This is a genomic window from Celeribacter neptunius (genome assembly GCF_900113955.1).
Lineage (GTDB): Bacteria > Pseudomonadota > Alphaproteobacteria > Rhodobacterales > Rhodobacteraceae > Celeribacter > Celeribacter neptunius.
The window spans coordinates 536,984-558,770 of sequence record NZ_FORH01000001.1 but is presented as its reverse complement, the minus strand read 5'-3'; the positions used below and the strand labels follow the sequence as shown (position 1 = coordinate 558,770).

23 protein-coding genes are annotated in these 21,787 nt (G+C 62.3%); 17 read left to right on the top strand and 6 right to left on the bottom strand.

What is annotated here, in order from left to right:
- Positions 1 to 24 precede the first annotated feature (24 nt).
- The 5 genes from BM151_RS02810 to BM151_RS02790 all read left to right on the top strand — a co-directional run bounded on the left by BM151_RS02810 (position 25) and on the right by BM151_RS02790 (position 4,697).
- A complete protein-coding gene (locus tag BM151_RS02810) occupies positions 25 to 732 on the top strand; it encodes an endonuclease/exonuclease/phosphatase family protein (protein ID WP_245781076.1) in 708 nt (235 codons plus the stop codon).
- 74 nt (positions 733 to 806) lie between these two features.
- The gene (locus tag BM151_RS02805; RefSeq protein ID WP_090056939.1) at positions 807 to 2,087 is read left to right on the top strand and encodes a cation:proton antiporter; all 1,281 of its coding nucleotides are present in this window, start codon (positions 807 to 809) and stop codon (positions 2,085 to 2,087) included.
- A complete protein-coding gene (locus BM151_RS02800; protein ID WP_090056937.1) occupies positions 2,084 to 2,653 on the top strand; it encodes a DUF1697 domain-containing protein in 570 nt (189 codons plus the stop codon). The genes BM151_RS02805 and BM151_RS02800 overlap by 4 nt, the downstream gene beginning before the upstream one ends.
- Before the next feature lie 3 nt (positions 2,654 to 2,656).
- Positions 2,657 to 3,505: a PhzF family phenazine biosynthesis protein gene (locus BM151_RS02795; protein ID WP_090056935.1), complete on the top strand. Its 849-nt coding sequence runs from the start codon at positions 2,657 to 2,659 to the stop codon at positions 3,503 to 3,505.
- Positions 3,506 to 3,761: 256 nt separating this feature from the next.
- Complete coding sequence (locus tag BM151_RS02790; RefSeq protein ID WP_090056933.1) at positions 3,762 to 4,697, top strand: DMT family transporter; 936 nt, start codon at positions 3,762 to 3,764, stop codon at positions 4,695 to 4,697.
- 14 nt (positions 4,698 to 4,711) lie between these two features.
- On the opposite strand, the gene BM151_RS02785 is transcribed toward BM151_RS02790, so the two are convergent.
- Positions 4,712 to 5,611 carry an HNH endonuclease gene (locus BM151_RS02785; protein ID WP_090056930.1) on the bottom strand — a complete coding sequence of 300 codons (900 nt, stop codon included), beginning with the start codon at positions 5,609 to 5,611 and terminating at the stop codon, positions 4,712 to 4,714.
- 256 nt (positions 5,612 to 5,867) lie between these two features.
- Between BM151_RS02785 and eno the strand changes: the two genes are divergently transcribed.
- A complete protein-coding gene (eno, locus tag BM151_RS02780) occupies positions 5,868 to 7,145 on the top strand; it encodes a phosphopyruvate hydratase (RefSeq protein WP_090056928.1) in 1,278 nt (425 codons plus the stop codon).
- Position 7,146: 1 nt separating this feature from the next.
- Positions 7,147 to 7,401, top strand: coding sequence for a hypothetical protein (locus tag BM151_RS02775; RefSeq protein WP_090056925.1), 255 nt, complete (start codon positions 7,147 to 7,149; stop codon positions 7,399 to 7,401).
- A gap of 180 nt (positions 7,402 to 7,581) precedes the next feature.
- Here the strand turns inward: BM151_RS02775 and BM151_RS02770 are convergent, their stop codons facing one another.
- The gene (locus BM151_RS02770) at positions 7,582 to 8,133 is read right to left on the bottom strand and encodes a hypothetical protein (protein ID WP_245781075.1); all 552 of its coding nucleotides are present in this window, start codon (positions 8,131 to 8,133) and stop codon (positions 7,582 to 7,584) included.
- A gap of 117 nt (positions 8,134 to 8,250) precedes the next feature.
- Between BM151_RS02770 and BM151_RS02765 the strand changes: the two genes are divergently transcribed.
- The 4 genes from BM151_RS02765 to BM151_RS02750 all read left to right on the top strand — a co-directional run bounded on the left by BM151_RS02765 (position 8,251) and on the right by BM151_RS02750 (position 10,879).
- A complete protein-coding gene (locus BM151_RS02765) occupies positions 8,251 to 8,880 on the top strand; it encodes a GNAT family N-acetyltransferase (RefSeq protein WP_177213005.1) in 630 nt (209 codons plus the stop codon).
- 11 nt (positions 8,881 to 8,891) lie between these two features.
- A complete protein-coding gene (locus tag BM151_RS02760; RefSeq protein WP_090056918.1) occupies positions 8,892 to 9,341 on the top strand; it encodes a cupin domain-containing protein in 450 nt (149 codons plus the stop codon).
- Positions 9,334 to 9,777 carry a hypothetical protein gene (locus BM151_RS02755; RefSeq protein WP_090056914.1) on the top strand — a complete coding sequence of 148 codons (444 nt, stop codon included), beginning with the start codon at positions 9,334 to 9,336 and terminating at the stop codon, positions 9,775 to 9,777. The genes BM151_RS02760 and BM151_RS02755 overlap by 8 nt, the downstream gene beginning before the upstream one ends.
- A gap of 589 nt (positions 9,778 to 10,366) precedes the next feature.
- Complete coding sequence (locus BM151_RS02750) at positions 10,367 to 10,879, top strand: DUF1097 domain-containing protein (protein ID WP_090056910.1); 513 nt, start codon at positions 10,367 to 10,369, stop codon at positions 10,877 to 10,879.
- A gap of 50 nt (positions 10,880 to 10,929) precedes the next feature.
- Here the strand turns inward: BM151_RS02750 and BM151_RS02745 are convergent, their stop codons facing one another.
- Complete coding sequence (locus BM151_RS02745) at positions 10,930 to 12,066, bottom strand: anhydro-N-acetylmuramic acid kinase (RefSeq protein ID WP_090056907.1); 1,137 nt, start codon at positions 12,064 to 12,066, stop codon at positions 10,930 to 10,932.
- Between the two features lie 72 nt (positions 12,067 to 12,138).
- On the opposite strand from BM151_RS02745, the gene tyrS reads away from it, so the two are divergent.
- Complete coding sequence (tyrS, locus tag BM151_RS02740) at positions 12,139 to 13,395, top strand: tyrosine--tRNA ligase (protein WP_090056905.1); 1,257 nt, start codon at positions 12,139 to 12,141, stop codon at positions 13,393 to 13,395.
- Between the two features lie 119 nt (positions 13,396 to 13,514).
- On the top strand, positions 13,515 to 14,408 hold the full coding sequence (locus tag BM151_RS02735; protein WP_143093024.1) for a hypothetical protein: 894 nt from the start codon (positions 13,515 to 13,517) through the stop codon (positions 14,406 to 14,408).
- Between the two features lie 97 nt (positions 14,409 to 14,505).
- Here the strand turns inward: BM151_RS02735 and BM151_RS02730 are convergent, their stop codons facing one another.
- Both BM151_RS02730 and BM151_RS02725 read right to left on the bottom strand, forming a co-directional pair.
- Positions 14,506 to 15,075, bottom strand: a complete 570-nt coding sequence (locus tag BM151_RS02730) for a peptidylprolyl isomerase (RefSeq protein WP_090056898.1) — start codon at positions 15,073 to 15,075, stop codon at positions 14,506 to 14,508.
- Positions 15,068 to 15,574, bottom strand: a complete 507-nt coding sequence (locus BM151_RS02725; protein ID WP_090056895.1) for a peptidylprolyl isomerase — start codon at positions 15,572 to 15,574, stop codon at positions 15,068 to 15,070. Before BM151_RS02725 ends, BM151_RS02730 begins: the two co-directional genes overlap by 8 nt.
- A gap of 186 nt (positions 15,575 to 15,760) precedes the next feature.
- Here BM151_RS02725 and BM151_RS02720 point away from each other — a divergent pair, with 186 nt between their 5' ends.
- From BM151_RS02720 to BM151_RS02705, 4 genes are all read left to right on the top strand, one after another.
- The gene (locus BM151_RS02720; protein WP_090059137.1) at positions 15,761 to 16,948 is read left to right on the top strand and encodes a phosphoglycerate kinase; all 1,188 of its coding nucleotides are present in this window, start codon (positions 15,761 to 15,763) and stop codon (positions 16,946 to 16,948) included.
- Positions 16,949 to 17,257: 309 nt separating this feature from the next.
- Complete coding sequence (locus BM151_RS02715; RefSeq protein ID WP_090056891.1) at positions 17,258 to 18,151, top strand: fructose bisphosphate aldolase; 894 nt, start codon at positions 17,258 to 17,260, stop codon at positions 18,149 to 18,151.
- A gap of 477 nt (positions 18,152 to 18,628) precedes the next feature.
- Entirely contained in the window at positions 18,629 to 18,931 is a 303-nt protein-coding gene (locus tag BM151_RS02710) for an FtsB family cell division protein (protein ID WP_090056888.1), read from the top strand.
- A 56-nt stretch (positions 18,932 to 18,987) separates the two neighbouring features.
- Positions 18,988 to 19,608, top strand: coding sequence for a transglycosylase SLT domain-containing protein (locus tag BM151_RS02705; protein WP_245781074.1), 621 nt, complete (start codon positions 18,988 to 18,990; stop codon positions 19,606 to 19,608).
- A 56-nt stretch (positions 19,609 to 19,664) separates the two neighbouring features.
- Here the strand turns inward: BM151_RS02705 and BM151_RS02700 are convergent, their stop codons facing one another.
- Positions 19,665 to 21,722 carry a calcium-binding protein gene (locus BM151_RS02700; protein ID WP_090056884.1) on the bottom strand — a complete coding sequence of 686 codons (2,058 nt, stop codon included), beginning with the start codon at positions 21,720 to 21,722 and terminating at the stop codon, positions 19,665 to 19,667.
- Positions 21,723 to 21,787: the final 65 nt, after the last annotated feature.

Below are 21,787 nucleotides of genomic sequence, written 5' to 3'. Positions count from 1 at the left end.
TTCAATGCTTATCTGTATCTGATGATGCCGAAACTGGAAATGGGCGCCATGCGATTGGCGTCGTATAATCTGCGCAAATGCAAGGGCACCGACGGGCACCGCTCGCCGGGCCGGGTGCTTGATGTGATCAACGCCCTCGAGGCGGATGTCATCGCCCTGCAAGAGGCCGATATGCGGCTCGGGCCGCGTCCCGCCGCCCTGCCCCAGCGGATGATCGATGACCACACGGATTTCACCGCCCTGCCGGTGAACACCTCGCCGGTCTCGGTCGGCTGGCATGGCAATGCGATCCTTGTGCGCAAGAGTGCGATGGTCGAGGCCACGCATCGCTTTGATCTGCCCGGTCTGGAGCCGCGCGGCGCCGTGGCCGTCGATCTGCCGGGGCTTCGGGTCGTCGGCGTGCATCTCGGGCTGTTGCGCAGCTCGCGACAAAAACAGCTCCACGCCATTCGCGCGCATCTCGCAGGTCTCGACGATCGCCCAACCGTAATCCTCGGCGATTTCAACGAATGGTCGCGCCACCAGGGGCTCGACCCGCTGAAAGATGCGTTTCATGTCCACGCCCCGGGGCGCAGCTTTCACGCGTCCCGACCGATGGCGGCGCTCGACCGGATTGCACTCTCCGACACGCTCGAGCTGCGCGATGCCGGTGTGGCGGAGACCGAGCTCAGCCAGCGCGCCTCTGATCACCTGCCGATCTGGGCGGATCTGCAGAACCCCGCCAGCGCATAACGCGCGCATATTCCCCTAGGAAGTCGTCACAGGAGAGGTAAAACTCCTCCCGAGACGTCAATCAGGGGCCCGCCATGTCGCTTTTACAAATCACCTCGCTGCTGATCGTGCTTGCCGGCGCATTCGGGGCCATCAACTACCTGTTCCTGCGCCTGCCCGGCGCCATCGGCATTCTGGTCGTGGCGCTGATCGCCTCTCTGGGCGTGATCGGGCTCGATGCCATCTTTCCGGCCTCACAGGTCGAGGAATCGATCCGGGCGCAGGTTCTGGCGGTGGATTTCTCCGATGCGCTTCTCGAAGGCATGCTCGGGCTGCTGCTCTTTGCCGGCGCGCTGCATGTGAAGATCAAGGATCTGAGCGCGCAATGGGGACCGGTGTTCCTGATGGCCACTTTGGGTGTGGCGCTCTCGACCGCCGTGGTCGGCGCGGGTTTCAGCTGGATCACCGGCATGCCTCTGGCAATTGCGCTGGTGTTCGGGGCGCTGATTTCGCCGACCGATCCGGTGGCGGTGCTCGGCGTGTTGCGGCAGGCCTCCCTGAACAAGAGCCTCGAGACCAAGATCGCCGGCGAGAGCCTGTTCAACGATGGCGTGGGCTACGTCGTTTATCTCGTGCTCGTGGGCATCGCCTTTGGCGCCACCGGGCATGGCGGCGGCCATGAGGCCGGGGCCGAGAGCGCGCAATCGACCTTTGAGGCCGCGGCCATGCTCTTTGCCAAGGAGGCGCTTGGCGGCGCGCTCTTGGGCCTCGTGCTGGGCTGGTTGACCTTCCGGGTCATGCGGCTGATCGATGACTATGCGCTCGAGGTGCTGATCACGCTGGGCTTGGCCTTCGGTGGCTATGAGCTCGCCGTCGCGCTGGGCGTCTCTGCCCCGATCATGGCGGTCTGTGCCGGGCTTCTGATCGGCGATGTCGGCGCGAAATACGGCATGTCCGAGGAGACCCGGCATTATGTCGATGCGTTCTGGAAGATGATCGACGAGATCCTCAACGCCATCCTGTTCCTGATGATCGGGTTCGAGGTGTTTGCCGTGGCCTTCGACATGTCTTCGGTCAAGGCCGGCGCTCTGGCAATCCTGCTGGCGCTCATCGCGCGCTTGACTGCCGTGGCAATCCCGGTGGCGCTCCTGAAACCCTTCCGCAGCTTTTCCAAGGGCACCGTGCCGATCATGACCTGGGGCGGGCTCAAGGGCGGGATTTCCGTGGCGCTGGCCCTGTCGCTGCCGGAGAGCGAATGGAAACCGCTCATCCTCACCGCCACCTATTTCGTCGTCGTCTTCTCGATCATCGTGCAGGGTCTCACGGTCGCGCCTCTGGCCAAACGGCTGGGCCGCGAACCGGGGCTCAACGTATGAGCGGCGAGGCCGGATCGGGACTGACCAGATGGGCCGTGCTGCTGCGCGGGGTGAATGTCGGCGGCCATGGCAAGCTGCCGATGGCCGAGCTGCGCGAGGCTCTGCCGGAGATCGGCGCCACAAAGCTCGCCACCTATATCCAATCCGGCAATCTCACCTTTGACCATCCAGAGACCGACCCGGCGATCATCGCCGCACAGGTCTCCGATCTGATCGCGGCGCGGTTCGGGTTTCGGCCCTTTGCGCTCGCCCTCACCCTCGAAGAGTTGGACAGGCTGATCGCCGCCACACCGGCCCCCGCCGGGCTGGACCCGAAATTCATCTATCTTCATCTCGGCGTTCCGGTCTCTGACACTGAAATCATCGCTCTGGCCCCTTATTGCAGCGCCGGCGAGACCCTGCATCCGATCCCCGACGGGCTGGCTGTACTGGCCCCCGAAGGCCTCGGGCGCTCGAAACTCTCAGGGCCTCTGGAGCGGTTGTTCAAGGGGCGCGCCACCGCCCGTAATCTCAATTCCCTCACCAAATTCCGCGATCTTGTCGCCCCGGATGTGAGCAAGGACTAAGCCATGCCGATCGATTATCTCACCTATGATGTCTTCACCGCCGCGCCTTTCGGCGGCAATCCCCTCGCCGTCCTCCCCGAGGCGCAGAAGATCCCCGAGGAGCAGCTTCAGAAGATCGCCCGGGAGTTCAACTACTCCGAGACCGTGTTTCTCTACCCGCCCGAGGATGCCGCCAACACCGCGCGGCTCAGGATCTTCACGCCGTTCCGGGAGGTGCCCTTTGCCGGTCATCCGACGATCGGTGCGGCGGTGGCGCTCTCCGAGCTGGGACACGGGTCGCAAAACGGCCCCGACATGCGGCTGGAGCTGAAAATCGGCCTAATCGAGGCCACGGCCGCGCATGGCCGGGCCGCCTTTACCACCACCACGCCGCTCTCCATTCTGGCCCGCCCGCCACGCGAGCTTGCCGCCCGTTGCCTCGGCCTCTATCCGGATCAAATCGGTTCGGCGCCGGTTCTGGCCGGGGTGGGATTGGAATTCACCTTTGTCGAACTGACCTCGCGCGCCGCGCTTGCCAGCTGCAGCCCCGATCCCGAGGCGATGCGCGACGGGGTCAGGGCCTACCCCTCCTCGCATGATTTCGCCGTCGCCGCTTATTTCCGCGAGGGCGATACACTGCATATGCGCATGTTCGCGCCCTTGGATGGCGTGCCAGAAGACCCCGCAACCGGCTCGGCCTCCGCCGCGCTGGTGCGGCTTCTGGCGGAGCAGGAGAGCCGCGATCTCAGCCTCACCATCCATCAGGGCGACGACATGGGACGGCCGTCGCGGATCACCGCCACGGCCAACGCGCGCGGCACCACCATCGGCGGGCACGCCCTGCGGATGATGGAAGGTCGGTTGCTGGTCTGACAGGGCCGAAGCAAGCGGGGGCAAGCGCGTGAAGGCGGTTTTGCGGACTTAGCCGTCCTTCGGAGGATGCGCTCCCGCCCGGAAGAGCAACGCAGTTGCCCGGGCGTGCGCCCTCGGCTCCCAACATCCCCGAAGGGCTCAACCTGCTCCCTGAGTGGTTTCGCCCGCCCCCTTTCGCGGCTTTGAACGGCGACAAAGCTTGCCGCTGCCGCCGCAGAGAGGCTAGGCAAGAAAAACCCAGAGGACCCGTCCCTTCATGCACAATCTGCGCGCCATTCTCATGATCATCGGCGCCATGGCGTTTTTCACCGTGGAAGACATGGTCATCAAACATCTCACCGGCTATCTGCCGGTGGGTCAGGTGCTTCTGTGCGTGGCTCTGGGCGGCGGCACGAGCTTTTTTCTCTGGGCGCTGTTGCGTCGCGATGCCATTCTGGCCCGGCAGAACTGGCGGCCGATGGTGGTGCTGCGCGCCTCGACCGAGGCCGTCGCCTCGCTCTCCTTCGTCACCGCGCTGTCGCGTGTCGATGTCTCCACCGTCGGTGCGGTGTTCCAGTCGATGCCTCTGGCGGTCACCATGGGCGCGGCGCTGTTTCTCGGCGAAAAGGTCGGCTGGCGCCGCTGGGCCGCCATGTGCGTCGGGTTTCTCGGCGTCTTGCTGATCATCCGCCCCGGGCTCTCCGGCTTCAATCCGCAGGTGCTCTGGGTTCTGGTGGCGGTGGTGGCCGTGGCCACCCGCGATCTGATGACCCGGGTGATAGATGCCACAGTGCCCTCCAGCGTGGTCTCGCTCCAGGCCTTTCTCACCGTCATCACCGCCGCCGCGCTCACCCTGATCGCCTCCGGGGAACGGATGTTGCCGCTCAACGCCCCGAGCCTCGGCCTGATCGCTCTCGCCACCACCGGCGGCGCCATCGGCTATGCGCTGATCGTGGCCGGCATGCGACTGGGCGACGCCTCCACCGTCACGCCGTTTCGCTACACCCGCCTGGTCTTCACCATGATCGGCGGCGTGCTGATCTTTGGCGAACGCCCCGATGCGATGACCCTCGCCGGCGCCACGCTGATCATCCTGTCCGGCCTCTATACATTCCTGCGCGAACGCAAACTGGCGCGGCTGGCGCAAGCCCCTCTCTCTCAGGACACGTCCCACGCCCATCCGGAAGAAGAGCTGCAAACCCACGGGTTTTGACGGGCTGATTATGCCTAGTTTTTGAAACAGTTTTCTTGATGCCAGCGCAGGAACTCAAGCCGCGGCCTTTCAGAAATTCTTGCCGGAGCAAGTAGATGCCCCGTCTCATTGATCATGGAACGGACGGCGCGCTCATCATTGACCTGACGCGAGACCATAATTTCCAACTTGTCAGAAAGGCCAAGCAATCCCCGGTCAAACATCCAATGCACTGTCCCCGATAGTGCCAACCCGTTGCTCACGATATCAGGCCCATTGTGCTCAACCGGACGAACATGAGCCGCCTCGACTTCAGCGCGCCCACCTCCGTTGATCAAACGCAGCCCAGTAATCGCACAGCGTTCGCCATAGGCCCTGAGCACATTTTTGCGAAAGTTCCGATCGCGGACAGCTCGATTGGTAATGCTCTCGATACGCTTTCGCGCGTCAGGAAAAGAATAGGGCGCAGGTGCGTCTGCAAAACCGCTTCGCTCCGCGAGCTCTCCTACGCGAGGGAGAATGTCTTCTCCCCCTTCCAAGCCCAACTCAACAATCCTTGCAAAATCGCTCACAGAAAGCGGTCGCACAGCCGCCTGCGCCCGTCCGGAAATGCGACCGAGATCATTCAACACGCCCCGCTCAACAACTGCACCATCAAGTCGAAAAGGGACCGGGTCGCCAAAATCTAGATAGGTTCCGGGCTCAATCACAGCAAGATACATGTCCTTGGCGTTCGGATCCGGAATAATCTCCTGCACCTTGGCAACGGCAAAATAGCCTTTTGTCTCTTTTACCTTGCTCGGTTCAAGATAGACGATCCAATCTCGCACCATCTCTTTGGCGCGGCTCAAATATTGCTTCGGGAATTGGTAGCGTACAGAGGGAACATCGTCATAAATCGAGTCTGTACGGTGCAGAAACACGCCAAATGTCATTTATTCGCCAATGCTCTCAAACTTCCAAATACTTGCGTTAGCAAGCTGCTCGAACATTTGAGCAATGTCACGGAATTATTCTCTGCCCGGCATTTTGACGCAAATCAGTTACCGCTAACGGGTTTTCCGGCACAGAGAGGCCACTGACAGCACGCAGGCTGCATCATGTTAGCGCATGCGTTGTTGACCTGCCCGCCCCGGCTGGTATCAAGCAAGCAACTGGCCCGCCATTCAAACTTTGCAAAGGGACTACGCCATGAGCACCATCATCGACATCATCGGCCGCGAAATTCTCGACAGCCGCGGCAACCCGACCGTCGAAGTCGACGTCATTCTGGAAGACGGCACCATGGGCCGCGCCGCCGTGCCCTCGGGTGCCTCGACCGGCGCGCATGAGGCGGTGGAAAAACGCGACGGCGACAAGTCCCGGTACCTGGGCAAAGGCGTTTTGGAAGCCGTCGCTGCCGTCAACGGCGAGATCGCCGAAGCTCTGGTCGGCATGGACGCCACCGAGCAAGAAGCGCTCGACGCGGTGATGATCGAACTCGACGGCACGCCCAACAAAGGCCGCCTGGGCGCCAACGCCATCCTCGGCGTGTCGCTGGCTGCGGCCAAGGCCGCTGCGGATTACTCCGCCCTGCCGCTCTACCGCTACGTCGGTGGCTCCGCCGCCCGCGTGTTGCCGGTGCCGATGATGAACATCATCAATGGCGGCGAACATGCCGACAACCCGATCGACTTTCAGGAATTCATGATCATGCCGGTCTCGGCCTCGAGTGTGAAAGAAGCGATCCGCATGGGGTCCGAAGTGTTCCACACGCTGAAAAAAGAGCTCTCGGCCGCCGGCTACAACACCGGCATCGGTGACGAGGGCGGCTTTGCCCCGAACATCTCCTCGACCCGCGAAGCGCTCGACTTCGTGCTGAAATCCATCGAGAAAGCCGGTTACAAACCGGGCGAGGACATCTACCTCGCGCTCGATTGCGCCTCGACCGAGTACTACGAGGGCGGCAAATACGAGATGAAGGGCGAAGGCAAATCGCTCACCTCCGAGGAAAACGCCGACTACCTCGTCGCGCTCTGCAACGACTACCCGATCATCTCGATCGAAGACGGCATGGCCGAGGACGACTGGGCCGGTTGGAAACTCCTGACCGAGAAACTCGGTGACAAGGTCCAGCTCGTCGGCGACGATCTTTTCGTGACCAACCCGGAGCGTCTGGCCTCCGGCATCGAACAGGGCGTGGCCAACTCCATGCTCGTCAAGGTGAACCAGATCGGCTCGCTCTCCGAGACCCTCAAAGCCGTCGATATGGCCCACCGCGCCCGCTACACCAACGTGATGTCGCACCGCTCCGGCGAGACCGAAGACGCCACGATTGCCGACCTCGCGGTTGCTACCAACTGCGGCCAGATCAAGACCGGCTCCATGTCGCGCTCCGACCGGATGGCGAAATACAACCAGCTGATCCGCATCGAGGAACAGCTGGGTGCGACGGCGGAATATGCTGGGACGAGCATCCTGAAGAAGTAAGATGACCTCGAGGATCACCCCAAATCTCAGAACAGCTTTTCTGAAAGCGGCGGTGATCCTTATCCCATCCTACGTCGCGGCCTATCTGACCGACAAAATGGTCTATGTCGTCCTGACACTGGCAGCGGCGGGCATTTTTGCATCCACCATCGAGACCCGCGATGTAAATCGTCTTCTGGACGAAGGCGAAGACACTTCCGACGGAGACGAGAACGGCGATGCAGACTTTGATGGCCCTTCCGGGCTGGATAATTGAGTAAAAGCCCCGCCATTTTGGTGGGGCTTTTTTGTTTAGGACCGATACACCTGCGCAATTTTATCTGATCCCGCTGTTGCTTCTCCCCGCCGTCGCTTTCGCGCACCCGCTTCGCGACTGTGCCGGTTCCCCCGACTAGGCGACACCTTCGCCTCCGGTCCGCAACGTGTGGCGGGGCCATCACCCCCCGTTCGCCGGTCCCATCATCCGCTCATGCACCGACACCATCCCGCGCGCGGCCATGTCGGAGACCTCCGCGGCATGGGTGTGGAGCGCGGCGACGATCTCCGGGTCGTCCGAGGTCTGCACGACGACAATCCCCTCTTCCGTCACCTCGATCTCGGTCTCAATCGCGCCGGTGCGCTCAAAAAAGATGTCGAGTGTCGGGGACTGGATGATCACCTCCGGGTCGCGGCCCTCGTCCACCCGGGCTGTCATGCCGACCACATGGCTTACGAGCGCGTCCATCACATCGGGGTCGGAGGACCGTGTCACGGTGCGGATGCCATCGGGCAGGTTTTCGACCTCGCGCGACAAGGTGGGGAAGTTCTTGAACATCACCTCCATCTCGGCGCTTTCCTGCACCGTCGCATCCCGTCCCCGCAGGCCCGGCATGTTGACCTCATCATGACCATTCGCGCCATGCATATGCGGGTCCGATTGGGCCAGGGTCATCTGGGGAACAAGGGCGAGCGCAAGAGCGAAAGCCACCGAATGTGCTGGGCTGGTCATATATCTGTCCTGTCTGCGTTTTCCGTGCGTTCGAGACTTTGTACCACAAGAAAAATTCTCTGCGCATCACGATCCGGACAGCTTGCAAATCCAATGTGGCTGGGTCACCTTCCGACCATGACCAACACGCCTCTCGCCGCCCCCCTCCCCAGCCCTCTCGAAGATGGCATCCACGATCTGCCCTCCGGCAAGCTCGCCGCCATTGTCACTTATCTCGAAATGTTCGAACGTCCGGCGCCGCGGCCTGCGCCGGAGCGGCCCGGCTTGGCATTGGTCCACCATGAGGCGCCCACGCTCGACTGGTATCGCGCGCTCTATCGCCGTGTCGGTGAAGATTGGCTTTGGTTTTCGCGGCTTTACATGGCGGATGAGAGGCTCTCGGCCATTCTCACCGATCCCAATGTAGCGATCTATTCGGTCCACAAGGACGGACAGGACCTCGGGCTCCTGGAACTTGACTTCCGCGATCCCGACAACACCGAACTGGCGTTTTTCGGCCTGCACAAGGACCTCATCGGCGGCGGCACCGGACGCTGGCTGATGGAACAGGCGCTCGATCTGGCCTTTGCACGTCAGATCAAACGGCTTTTTGTCCACACCTGCACGCTCGACAGCCCGCAGGCGGTGGGCTTCTACATCCGGTCTGGGTTCAAACCCTATGGCCGCGCCATCGAGGTGATGGACGATCCGCGGATGAACGGCGGGCCAATTCCGGAAAGCGCCGCCTCCCATATCCCGCTGATTTGAGGGCCTCTCCCATGACCGCCGACGAGATCATCGCCAAACTCGGCCTCACCCCGCATCCCGAAGGCGGGCATTACCGTCAGACCTGGGTGGCCGAGACCTCTGGTACGCGGCAGGGCGACGCCCGCCCTGCCGGCACCTGTATCTATTTCCTGTTGAAAGCGGGAGAAACCAGCCATTGGCACCGGGTCGATGCCGCCGAGATCTGGCATTACTACGCCGGCGCACCTCTGGTGCTCTCGGTCTCGGCGACGGACACGGGCCCGGCGCAGGATCTGATCCTCGGACCGGACCTGACGGCTGGCGAAGCGCCACAGCGCCTCGTCCCGACCGGCCATTGGCAGGCCGCGCGCACCACCGGCGACTGGACGCTGGTCGGCTGCACCGTCTCGCCCGGCTTCCGCTTCGAGGGCTTCGACCTGGCGGCACCGGGGTTTGACATTCCGCGAAGGGCCGATGGCTAGGGCGCCGCGCCCTCCGAACCTGAGCCTCTGGGACAAGATCGCCCTGTGGCTCGACCTGCCCCCCGGCGGGCTCTCCTGGCGCCGGGCGCTGAGCACTCTGATCCCCGTTACCCTCGTCTGTGGCCTCTTCATCGGCCTGTTGTTGCGCTCGATCCGCGATCCGGAACGTCTCACCGGCTATCAGCGCGCCCGGGTGCTCGCCATCGCGACCCAGCTCGGCACGGAACACGGCCCCCGGTTTTCCATCACCGCCGAATTGGCCGACGGGACAAAGGTTCGTCTGCTCTACGCCAAGCCGATACTGCTCTTTGCCGAGGGCGATGAAATCTGTCTTGCCACCTTCGAACGTATCCGCTCGGGACAAGACCGCTTCGCCATAACCACGGCGGCGTCATGCGAAACCTTGCCCGAGCTGCCGAAACAGCCGTTTCCCTGAGGAATCCGAGTCGAATTCCCCGCGCCCGAAGGTTGCAATTGGAACGTATTGCGCAACAATTGAGCATAAATATATCAAATTACCCTAAATTTCGCAGCAATGCCGACCAAATGGTAAGGTTTTCCGCACTGGCGTCGATCTGACATTCGGTTACCCTTACGTAAGCTAACGAGTGTCGGTGCGCGTGACATGTTGTCTGCACCTTTGGTACCAGTTGCGTATCTGCTGGCGAGTCAGATCGGATTGGGGGGGATCCGCTCAGATCGGTCGGACCGCCAGCTCCAGTTTCCGCACATTTCCCGAACAATCTTCCGAGATCATCCCTCCGCGCCCAGCTACGCTGTGCGCGCGTGGATTTTCCGGTTTGGCGGCGCGGCTGCCTGTGGCCCGCAGTTTCCAAACCTGTCTCCTACCCTGCGACCGGCTCCACTGTTCCGGGGGGCAATGTCCCGGCGCCAATGTTCCGGGGTCGGATCGGTCGTAAGACCCGCCCCACCTAGGTCCAATTGGGACCGGAGGCGCACCGCGCCTAGGCTCTCCCTCGCGCAAAATCAAAAACCACGCGCAAGATCCAACGGGAGGACACCAAATGAATCTGATCACGGCATTGGCCATATCCATTGGCGCGCTGGCCAGCGTCGCCACCTATCTCTGCCTCGGCACCGGGCTCGGCCTACAGGTCTGGGCGCTGTTCATCGGCTGGGGCGCCTTTTACCACACCGGCGGCGGCACCGCCTCGATCGGCAAATGCGCCGTGAACCATGCCTGGGGCGCCGTAGTGGCCACAATCGCGCTGTTTGTCGTCGCCACCGTGGGCGGCTCCGTCGCCGTCACCTCTATCATCGTCGGTGTCTCGGTCGTGGCGCTGGTTTTGGGCGCGCATATCCCGGCATTGGCCACCATCCCCGCGGCGGTCTATGGCTATGCCGCCACCGCCGCATTCGCGCTTCTGTCGGGCGTGGCGATCGGCGATCTCGCAGCCTCCGTTCAGGCCACGGCCCTGGTGCTGATCTCGCTCATCCTCGGCACGCTCTTCGGGTTCGTCTCCGAAAAAGCGGCGGGTCTGCTGGTCGGCAAGGCCCCCGAGGCGGAAGCCGCCTGATAGACCCAACCCGGGACCACGAAACGGCCCCTGCCTTGCGGCAGGGGTTTTCAGGCTTTTGAGGAGACCTCGGGTCGCGACAGCCGGCCACCGCCGATCGCCGCACGCACCCCGGTGGTCGAGGGCGCCGAGGTCGGCAGCCCGGCCCGCACCCGGGCGGCAAGATAAGCAAAGGCCTGGGCCTCCAGCATATCGCCATCGAGCCCGATCTCTTCCACCGGCAGCACCTCGCAATCGACCCCGGCGGCAATCATCGCCATCAAGACCGGATTGTGGCGCCCGCCACCGGTGACATAGAGCGCCGCGGGCGGGGACGGACAATGATCCATGGCGCGGGCGACGCAGGCGGCGGCGAAAGCGGTGAGCGTGGCGGCGGCATCAGCATCCGAGAGCGGCGCGACCGCCTCGAGCACGCCGTGAAAATCGTTCCGATCCAAGGATTTCGGCGGCATTTTGTAGAAATACGCATGCTCCAGCCCCCGTGCCACGATCTCCATATCCGGCCTGCCCTGCGCCGCCAGCGCGCCATCCTTGTCATAGCTCTGGCCAAGACGCGCCCGCATCAGATCGTTCACCGGCGCATTGGCCGGCCCGGTGTCAAAGGCGAGACAGGCGCCGGGCGCGGCCGGATCCGCAACCTTTGGATTGACCCAGGTCAGATTGCCGACACCGCCCAGGTTGAGAAACACCACCGGCGCCTCTGCCCCGACATAGCGCGCCAAAGCATGATGGTAGAAAGGCGCCAATGGTGCCCCCTGCCCGCCCATCTCGACATCGGAGGAGCGGAAATCCCAGATCACCGGCAGCCCCATGACCGCGGCCAGAACCGCGCCATCCCCGGCCTGATAGGTCCGACCCTCGTCGGGCGCGTGGTTCAAAGTCTGGCCGTGAAACCCGATCAGGGCGATACCTCGCTCCGGCGCGTCTTGCGGCGGTTCAAGCTGGGAAAGCGCCTGCGAATGGGCGGTCTCGATCAGTTCGGTGAGCGGCTCCGAGGCCTGCCAGCTGCCGAGCTCGGCGCGAAACATCGCCTGTTCCGCCTCGCTGTAGGGCCGGAAGGCGCTCTCACCGAAACCGACAATCGCCACGCCGTCGGTCTTCAAAAGTGCCACATCGACCCCGTCCAGCGAGGTCCCGGACATGCAGCCCGCGACCCAGATCGGCTCTTTCAGAGCTTTCCCACCCATCACACTCTTTCCCTTTGGTCTTTGCCCCGATATATCAGGCCGCACCAAAGCTTGGAACGGATAAAGAGAGCAATGACCTACCATCCCAAATCAGACTTCATGGCTGTGATGATCGAACGTGGCTTCCTCGCGGATTGCACCGATTATCAGGGCTTGGACGAAGCCCTGAGCAAAGGGGTGGTTCCGGCCTATATCGGCTTTGACGCGACAGCCAAATCGCTGCATGTCGGCTCGCTCATCCAGATCATGATGCTGCGCTGGTTGCAAAAGACCGGGCATCAGCCGATCACCCTCATGGGCGGCGGCACCACAAAAGTGGGCGATCCGTCTTTCCGCGCCGATGAGCGCCCGCTGCTGACGCCCGCGCAGATCGACGACAATATCGCCGGGATCAAAAAGGTCTTCGCCGCCTATATCGACTATGACAGCGAGGCGCCGAACAAGGCGCTGATGCTCAACAATGCCGAATGGCTCGATGAGCTGAACTACCTCGATTTCCTGCGCGACATCGGACGGCATTTCTCGGTCAACCGGATGCTCAGCTTCGAGAGCGTGAAATCGCGTCTGGATCGTGAGCAATCGCTGAGCTTTCTCGAATTCAACTACATGATCCTTCAGGCCTATGATTTCCTGGAACTGAACCGCCGCTACGGCTGCCTATTGCAGATGGGCGGCTCCGATCAATGGGGCAATATCGTCAACGGTATCGACCTGACGCGTCGCGTTTTGGACAATGAGATCTATGGCCTGACCTCGCCGCTGCTGACCACCTCGGACGGCAAGAAGATGGGCAAATCGCAACAGGGCGCGATCTGGCTCAATGCCGATATGCTCTCGCCCTATGAGTTCTGGCAATTCTGGCGCAACACCACGGATGCTGACACGGGACGGTTTTTGAAGCTCTACACCGAGCTGCCGGTCGAGGAATGCGACCGCCTCGGCGCGCTCGAAGGTTCCGAGATCAACGAAGCCAAGATCATCCTCGCCAATGAAGTCACCAAGCTCCTGCACGGTGAAGAGGCGGCACAGGCGGCGGAGGCCACCGCGCGTGAGGTGTTCGAGAAAGGCGGCATGGGCGACGACCTGCCGACCGTGGAATTCAGCGCCGCCGAGCTTGGCGACGGCATCTCCATCGTGCAGCTTTTCGTGAAATCCGGCCTCTCTGACAGCGGCAAAGCCGCCAAACGCCTGTTTGCCGAGGGCGGTGCCAAGGTGAACGACGCGGATCACAAGGACGCGGGCCTGATGGTCACCGCAGAGATGCTGGCAGAGCCGATGAAGCTCTCGGCGGGCAAGAAACGCCATGCGCTCGTGGTGCTGAAAGACTGACCAGAGCTCCTGAAAACTGTAGAAACCGCGTGCGGAGCGATCCGCGCGCGGTTTTGTGATCGTCTAGCCTTATGATTGCAATGGGATTTTCCGACGAGTCGCGGCATAGTTGTTTCATCATGCCCGAGATTACATCACGCCTTTGCCTCTCTTCTTTGAGCCTCGCCACGGGCCTTTTGGCCCTGAGCCTCGCCGCCCCGCTGCGCGCCGAGCCTGTGTTCGAAAAGACCGGCTGGATCGGGCTGGGCGCGGCCTCGGGCCAGGACGAGGAATTCTGGCTCGGCGGCGACACCAGCTGGGCCACCACCGGCGACGGGCTCGGGCTCAGCTTTGGCGGCTTCGGCACGGTCGGCCGCGATCACGAGACCTATGCCGCGCTGACCTACAGCCTCTCAGATGGCAATCGCATCGCGCTCGGCAATCCACGCCCGGCCTTTGATCTTTTTGCCCGACCACAGATCTCGGATGTGCTCCTCCCCGAGGCGCTCAGCCGCAGCGCCACCGGCTTCAGCCGCCTGACCGATGGCACGCTGACCAAAAACGACTACCTGCCCTACGGCCTGTCCTATGGCGGGGCGGAGATGGCGGTCTCGCTGCATTACGTCGAGGATTACGATGTCACGGTGCTGAGCGCCGGCGGCAGCTGGGCGCTGAACAATTGGCGGCTCGAAAGCGCCGTGGAGCTGGTCGAGGGCGACGGGCGCGCGGCCAATGCCAAGCTTCAAGGCAGCGTCGCGCTCGGCCCCGGCACTTTCACCGGATCGCTGTTCTACAACGAGGCCAATGATGCACCGGGCGCGGTGGAAATGGCCTATCGCCATCCTCTGAACGACCGGATCGCGCTCACCGAACTGGTCTCCGTGCCGTTCGAAGCGCCCGAGGACGGGGTCGCGCTTCTGGGCGCCAATGTCTATCTCAGAGGCAGCGCCTCTCTCGATCTCTCGGCGGGCTACAGCGGCGGCGCGGATGGCGGCGACGGGCTCGCCGGTGCGGCGCTGCGCCTCGACTTCTGATCCCAATTTCCAATCTCATCGGAGCGACATCGCAAGGCAGGCAGACACGAAAAAGGGCGCCCGAAAGCGCCCTTTGTGCTTGAGAACGAGCCCCGGCTCAGTCGGTGACCTTGACCGCCACCATCACGTCGGGCTGGCCGATCACCGCACCGTTCGGGCCGGTGCCTTTCTTGATCGCATGCACCACGTCCATGCCCTTGGTCACCTTGCCCACGACCGTGTACTGGCCGTTGAGATGCGGCGCAGGCGCGAACATGATGAAGAACTGCGCATTGGCGCTGTCCGGGCTCTGGCTCCGGGCCATGCCGACGACACCCTCGTCAAAGGACATGTCGGAGAATTCGGCTTTGAGATCCGGATATTGCGACCCGCCGCGGCCGGCCATCTGCATGGAGAAGCCCTCGGCGCCCATCTTGCCATATTGCACGTCCCCGGTCTGGGCCATGAACCCGTCGATTACCCGGTGAAAGACAACATTGTCATAGGCGCCCTCGGAAGCGAGCTTGGTGATCTGATCAACATGGCCGGGGGCGACATCTTCGAACAGATCGATATGGACCATGCCATTGGCTTCGCCTTTGACCTCGATATCGAGACCGGTGGCAAAGGCCGGCAAGGCGACCGTCGTGGCGGCCAGAGCGGCGATCAGAGCGACGGGCTTAAACATCGGCGGCCACCTTTACCGAAATCATCGCATCCGGAACCATCGGCGGCTCACCGCGGGTGATCTTGTCGACCGCTTCCATGCCCTCGATCACCCGGCCATAGACCGTGTACTGGCGATTGAGGAAATGGTTGTCCGAGAAGTTGATGAAGAATTGCGAATTAGCGGAATTCGGGTTTTGCGCCCGCGCCGCACCGATGGTGCCGCGATCGTGCGGAATACCGGAGAATTCGGCCGGCAGATCGTCCAGATCGGAACCGCCCGTGCCCGCACGGCGCAGTTCGAAATCCTTGTTCTGATTGCCGAATTTCACGTCGCCCGTCTGCGCCATGAAACCGTCGATCACGCGGTGGAACACCACGCCGTCATAGGCGCCCGAACGCGCCAACTCTTTCATGCGCTCGCAATGTTTCGGCGCGATATCGGGCAGAAGTTCGATCACGACCTCGCCATTCTCGAGCGTGATGATGATGGTGTTCTCAGGATCTTTGATCTCGGCCATGAATGCCTCCTCAGGGTCAGATTTTGCCGCACTCTAGTGCGCGAAACGCGCAAGCGAAAGGGTGAAGTCACTGCCGCCCCGCCCGTGCCCCTCGGTGCGGCTGCGCCCTCACGCACAGTTGACGTAACGCAGCGGAGCCGTCAAACAGAGGGCAACAGTTGACCGCCCCGAAAAGGATGGATGGATATGGCCTGGAAAACCCTCGACGACATGGACCTGAACGGCAAAGTGGTGCTCACCCGCGTGGACATCAACGTGCCGGTGGAAGACGGCAAGGTGACCGATGCCACCCGGATCGAACGGATCAAACCGACCATCGACGATATTCTCGCGCGTGGCGGCAAACCGGTGCTGATGGCGCATTTCGGCCGCCCGAAAGGCCAGGTCGTGCCGGAGATGAGCCTCGGGCTGATCAAGGACACCGTCGCCGAAGTTCTGGGCGCACCGGTAAAATTCGCCTCCGATTGCATCGGGGCGCCTGCGAAAGAGGCCGTCGCCGCCCTGGGCGCGGGCGAGGTGCTGCTGTTGGAAAACACCCGGTTCCACAAGGGCGAGACCGAGAATGACGGGCAATTCTCCGCCTCGCTGGCCGCGCTCGGCGACATCTATGTCAATGACGCCTTCTCGGCTGCGCACCGGGCGCATGGTTCGACCGAAGGTGTGGCGAAGCTCCTGCCCTCTTGCGCCGGACGCCTGATGGAAGCCGAGCTCTCCGCGCTCGAAAGCGCGCTTTCCACCCCGACCCGTCCGGTCGTCGCCATCGTCGGCGGCGCGAAAGTCTCGACCAAGCTCGATCTCTTGGGCAATCTGGTGCGCAAGGTCGATTACCTGGTGATCGGTGGCGGCATGGCCAACACCTTCCTCGCCGCCGAGGGCGTCGATGTCGGCAAATCGCTCTGCGAGCACGATCTGGCGGAAACCGCGCGCGAGATCATCACCAAGGCCGACGAGGCCGGTTGTGAAATCGTCCTGCCGGTGGATGTGGTCGTGGCCCGCGAGTTCAAGGCCAATGCCGAGAACGAGACCGTGCCGACCACCGAATGCCCGGCCGATGCGATGATCTTCGACGCCGGCCCGAAATCGGTCGAGCGGATCAACGAGATCCTCGACGGCGCCAAGACGGTGATCATGAACGGGCCGCTGGGCGTGTTTGAACTCGTGCCGTTCAACACCGGCACATTCGCCATGCTCGACAAGATCGCCGAGCTGACCAATTCCGGCGCGCTGGTCTCGGTCGCCGGCGGCGGTGACACGGTGGCGGCGATCAACGCCTCCGGCCACGGCGATGATTTCACCTATATCTCGACCGCCGGCGGCGCCTTCCTCGAATGGATGGAAGGCAAGGCGCTCCCCGGCGTCGAAGCCCTCGGTTAACCCCCGGAACAGACAGACCCGCGCCCCTCGCGCGGGTCTTTTTTTGCCCGGTTTTTTTTGCCCTGTTCCCACCGCATGTCGGCTATGATGGGCCATCTTGTTCTGAATCAATCCCTCGCGAACCGAACAGGGGTAGCGTGCCGACAGAAGGATGTTAGCGCCACCAAGGACATCGCGCATGTCTCACAAATGTGAATATTCAAGACGTTAGCGCCATCACGATTGCGACAACCTGTCGGGCAGGGTAACTCGGATGCGAGATCCGCCCCGCCCGCAGGGGTCAAGATTTGAGCCACAGAGAGGACGACTATGTATATCGAGGAAATGACCGCCAAAATGGGCGAAGGCCAGGGCTTCATTGCAGCGCTTGACCAATCCGGGGGCTCCACCCCGAAAGCGCTCAAACTCTATGGCGTCGAGGAAAGCGAGTACTCCGGCGATGCCGAAATGTTCGACATGGTCCATGCGATGCGCTCGCGGATCATCCAGTCCCCGTCGTTTACCGGCGACAAAGTGATCGGCGCCATCCTCTTTGAGATGACCATGGACCGCGACGTCGGCGGCAAGCCCACATCGCTGTTCCTGTGGGAAGAAAAAGACATCGTGCCGTTTCTCAAGATCGACAAGGGGCTCGAGGCCGAGGCCAATGGCGTCCAGCTGATGAAACCGATGCCGGGTCTCGACGATCTCTTGGCCCGCGCCGCCAAGCTGCATATCTTCGGCACCAAGGAACGTTCGGTGATCAACGCCGCCAACCCGGACGGCATCAAGGCCGTGGTCGATCAGCAGTTCGAAGTGGGTGAGCAGGTGATCAAGGCCGGTCTGATGCCGATCCTCGAACCGGAAGTCACCATCACCATCGCCGACAAGGCCGAGGCCGAGGCGATCCTGCGCGACGAAATCCTTGCGCATCTCGACGCCATGGACGAGAGCAAGCAGGTGATGCTCAAACTCTCGCTGCCGACCGAGGCGAATTTCTACAAACCGCTGGTCGATCACCCGCGCGTGTTGAAAGTCGTGGCGCTGTCGGGCGGTTACGGTCGCGATGAGGCCAATGACATCCTGTCGAAAAACACCGGCATGATCGCCTCCTTCTCGCGCGCCCTGTCCGAAGGCCTGAGTGCTCAGCAGAGCGAGGCCGAGTTCGACGCCACGCTGAAAGCCGCCGTGGACAGCATCCACGCCGCTTCGATCGCCGGCTGAGACGAAACCGCGACGACAGTTTGAAGCGCCTCCGGAAACGGGGGCGTTTCTTGTTTCAGGCTTTGAAGAACGTCTAAACGACATGGAAGAAGGACGGGGCTGAGCCCTTTGGGGACATTAATCACGAGAGCGAGCGCCGGACCGTGGGCTGGCGCATCTGTTCTCTGTGGTCGGCGATTTATGTTGGCCAAATCCGATAAAGATCAATCTGTTGTACGGGGATGCCCAATGCGCCCGGGCCACTTCGTGGCTGTTCCGGGCGGTTGCGCATCGTTCGAATGACGGCTCCGTCCCGCAAACCCGACATCCCGCCCCCTCCCCCGGCATTTTTTTGCGGATGATTCGTTTTTGGGATTCACACGTCGAATCACCTGTGTCATAAGAGGTCTACGGAGGCGTTCCACCAAAGAGAACACCCCGTGAGGCAGACTTGGGTGTTGTCAAAACGCCCATTCATACAAAGGAAAGAAGCCTATCATGGCTCATCCGCGCAAACGCCCGTCGCTGGCTGTGCTTTTGTACACCGGCGTCATGGTCACCCTCGGTGGCTACTTCACCTTTGCCGCCGTGCAAGGGGAGTACGGGCTGTTTCGCCGCCTGCAGATCGAGGCCGAGCTCTCCGATCTGCAGGCGGTGAGCGGCAAACTCGATGACGAGCTCGGCGTGTTGCGCAACAAGACCATGCGACTTTCCGACGGCTATCTCGATCTCGACCTGCTCGACGAGCAGGCCCGCGACATTCTGGGCTATCTGCGCTCGGATGAGATCGTCATTCGCTGACCCCCCGCTCGATTGCGACACCCCCGGCCCCGGACAGAGGAGCATAGAGACCCGACATGACCTCCAACGCCCTTTCCTCCCGCACCCCGACCCTGTCGCGCCGCGCCGTGATTGTCACCGGCACAGCGGCGCTTTGCACCTTGGCCGCCTGTGGCGCGCGCAACAGCGTGCCGGCCAATCCGGAAAACGCCTGCGCAATCATCCGCGACAAGCCGCAATATTACACGGCGATGCGCAAATCCGAGCGCAAATGGGGCGTGCCGGTGAGCACGCAGATGGCCTTCATCTATCATGAATCCGGCTTCCGGGCGAATGCCCGCCCGCCGAAACGCTATACGCTCTGGGTGATCCCGAAAGGCCGCGCCAGCTCGGCACGCGGCTATGTTCAGGCGCTCGACGGCACCTGGGACGACTATCGCAACGGCCCGGGACGGCGCGGCGCCAGCCGATCCAACATTTTCGACGCCGCCGATTTCCTCGGCTGGTACGTGAGCACGAACAACAAGGCGCTGGGGATCTCCAACGCCGACGCCAGGAACAGCTACCTCGCCTATCACGAGGGCCGCACCGGCTATCGCCGCGGCAGCCACCAGAGCAAAGCCTGGCTGATCGGGGTCGCCGATCAGCTCGCCGCCCGCGCCGCGCGCTACAAGGCACAGCTTGCCAGCTGTCGCTAAGCATACGGGCGCGCCCCAAAGGGCACGCCCGTATAAATCGCATCAATAGCGCTACCTCAGACAGTGAAATCGAAATATTGCTGCGGCACGAATTCCGCCAATTCCGCGGTCTGCAAGTCGAACCCGTTGCCCGGATCGACCGCGCTATAGATCTGACCGCTGTCATAAAGCGTCGTGCCCCCGTAGCCCGCACCGCGCCCGTCGACCATCCAGCCATCCGACTCGCTGCGCCCAACCCAGAGACGATAGTCACCCGACAGATCCTCGCTGAACACAAACTCGATCGTATCGGCGTCGACGATCCGGCTCTCGATGATATCGCCCTCCAGCTGACCGTTGTTGGCACGATAGACATCGATCCCGAAATTGTCGGGGGCACCGATGAAGTCATCATCAGCATAGACGCCCGGATTTTCCATCAGGCCGCCCTGCACACCGGAAAAATGGATCCGATAGGTGCTCGGGGCCACCTCTTCCACCGCCTCGACCGCGATCGGCGCCAACGGATCGCCGGCCATATTGGCCATGATATGTGAGGCGATCTGTGCCCCCATCATGTAATAGCCCTCGCCCGACAGGTGCGCGTTCCACGGGTCTCCCTGCGCCGGGTATTGCGAGTTGAACACCACCTCGGTGGTGCCGAGATGGATCTCCGGATCGTCCATGATCGCATCGAACTGCTCGCCGGTGGTGACCTTGCCGCCGAAACCGCGGGTGATCGAGGCATAGAACTCCACCTCGAACTCCGCACCGAACAGGTCTTTCACGAAGGCTTCGACCTCATCCTGATGCGCCGAAAGCGTATCGGAATAATCCCCCAGAGAGCCCGACTGCCCCTGAATCCAGGCCAGTTCGATGACATTGTTGATCGCATAGCCCTCGGCATCGGCCTGAGCTTTCAACAACTCGAGCTGCGTATATAGCCCGTCGAGGGTGTTTTCGCGAATGTAATCCAGCGACTTGCCGGCCTGACCGTAATGCAGGCTGACAAAGGTCGTATCCGGATTGGCCGCCGCCAGCACGTTCATCGTGCCGGTGGCCGGGGTCTCCTGCGCCACCTCATAGCGCTGGGTGAACCCGTTGAATGTGTCGACATCCACCGCCTCGGCATCCCAGCCCCGGGCGCCATTCGCCGGATCGTCGAAATCCAGCATCAGCGAGTTGTCATAGACCGGTTCGGTCGTGACCCAATCGCGCCCGGTCGCCCCAAAGGCCAGCGATTGCCCACCGAACACCACGACTTTCAGCTCCGGCGCCGCATCACCCGGGGCCGGATCAGTCGGCGCGGGGTCGGTCGGCGTCGGATCAGTCGGCGTCGGGTCAGTCGGCGTCGGGTCAGTCGGCGCAGGCGCGTCAGAGCGGAACACGAACATATCCGCGAGATCCGTTTCCGTCGCACCGTCAACCCGGATCAGGGTGCCGTCGTCGAGCGTGATATCGAACCGGTCGCCATCCTGTTCGAAGGTGGCGCCGTCCAGAACGGTGGAATCCGCAAGCGCGATATGGTCGTCCCCGGTCACGAAATCGGCAATCCTTACAATATCATCGCCATAGTTCACTTCAAATGTATCGCGGCCGGCGCCGCCGGTGACCCAGAAGTCCTGACCCTGGCCGGCGATGATGTAATCATCATCACACGTGCCGATGATTTTGTCGCGATCCTCCGTCCCGGTGATGACGTTCAACGCTGTTGTGTCGAGCGGATCAAACGTGCCGGCCTCCGGCGTCGCATCGCCCCCCACCACATCAGAGCGGAACGCGAACAGCTCGCCGATATCGGCGGCGGTGACACCATCGACCCGGATCAGCGTGCTATCGCGCAGGGTGATATCGAACCGATCGCCATCCTGTTCAAAGGTCGCGCCGTCCAGAACGGATATATCCGCAAGTGCGATATGATCCTCGCCAACGACGAAATCCGCGATCCGCACGACTTGGTCGCCGTAGTTCACTTCGAACATATCGGCGCCCGCGCCGCCAGCGACCCAGAAATCCTTGCCCGCACCCGCGACGATATAATCGTCACCGTCGGTCCCGAAAATCTTGTCCCCGGACGCAGTCCCGTAAATGAAGTTGGAAGGAGCAAAACTGGTAAGGTCAACATAGAGAGTCACGACTAATCTCCCGGCAGCATAAGGTGAAACGAGATCGCACCGCCCTCGGCGCGAGACGGGACCGA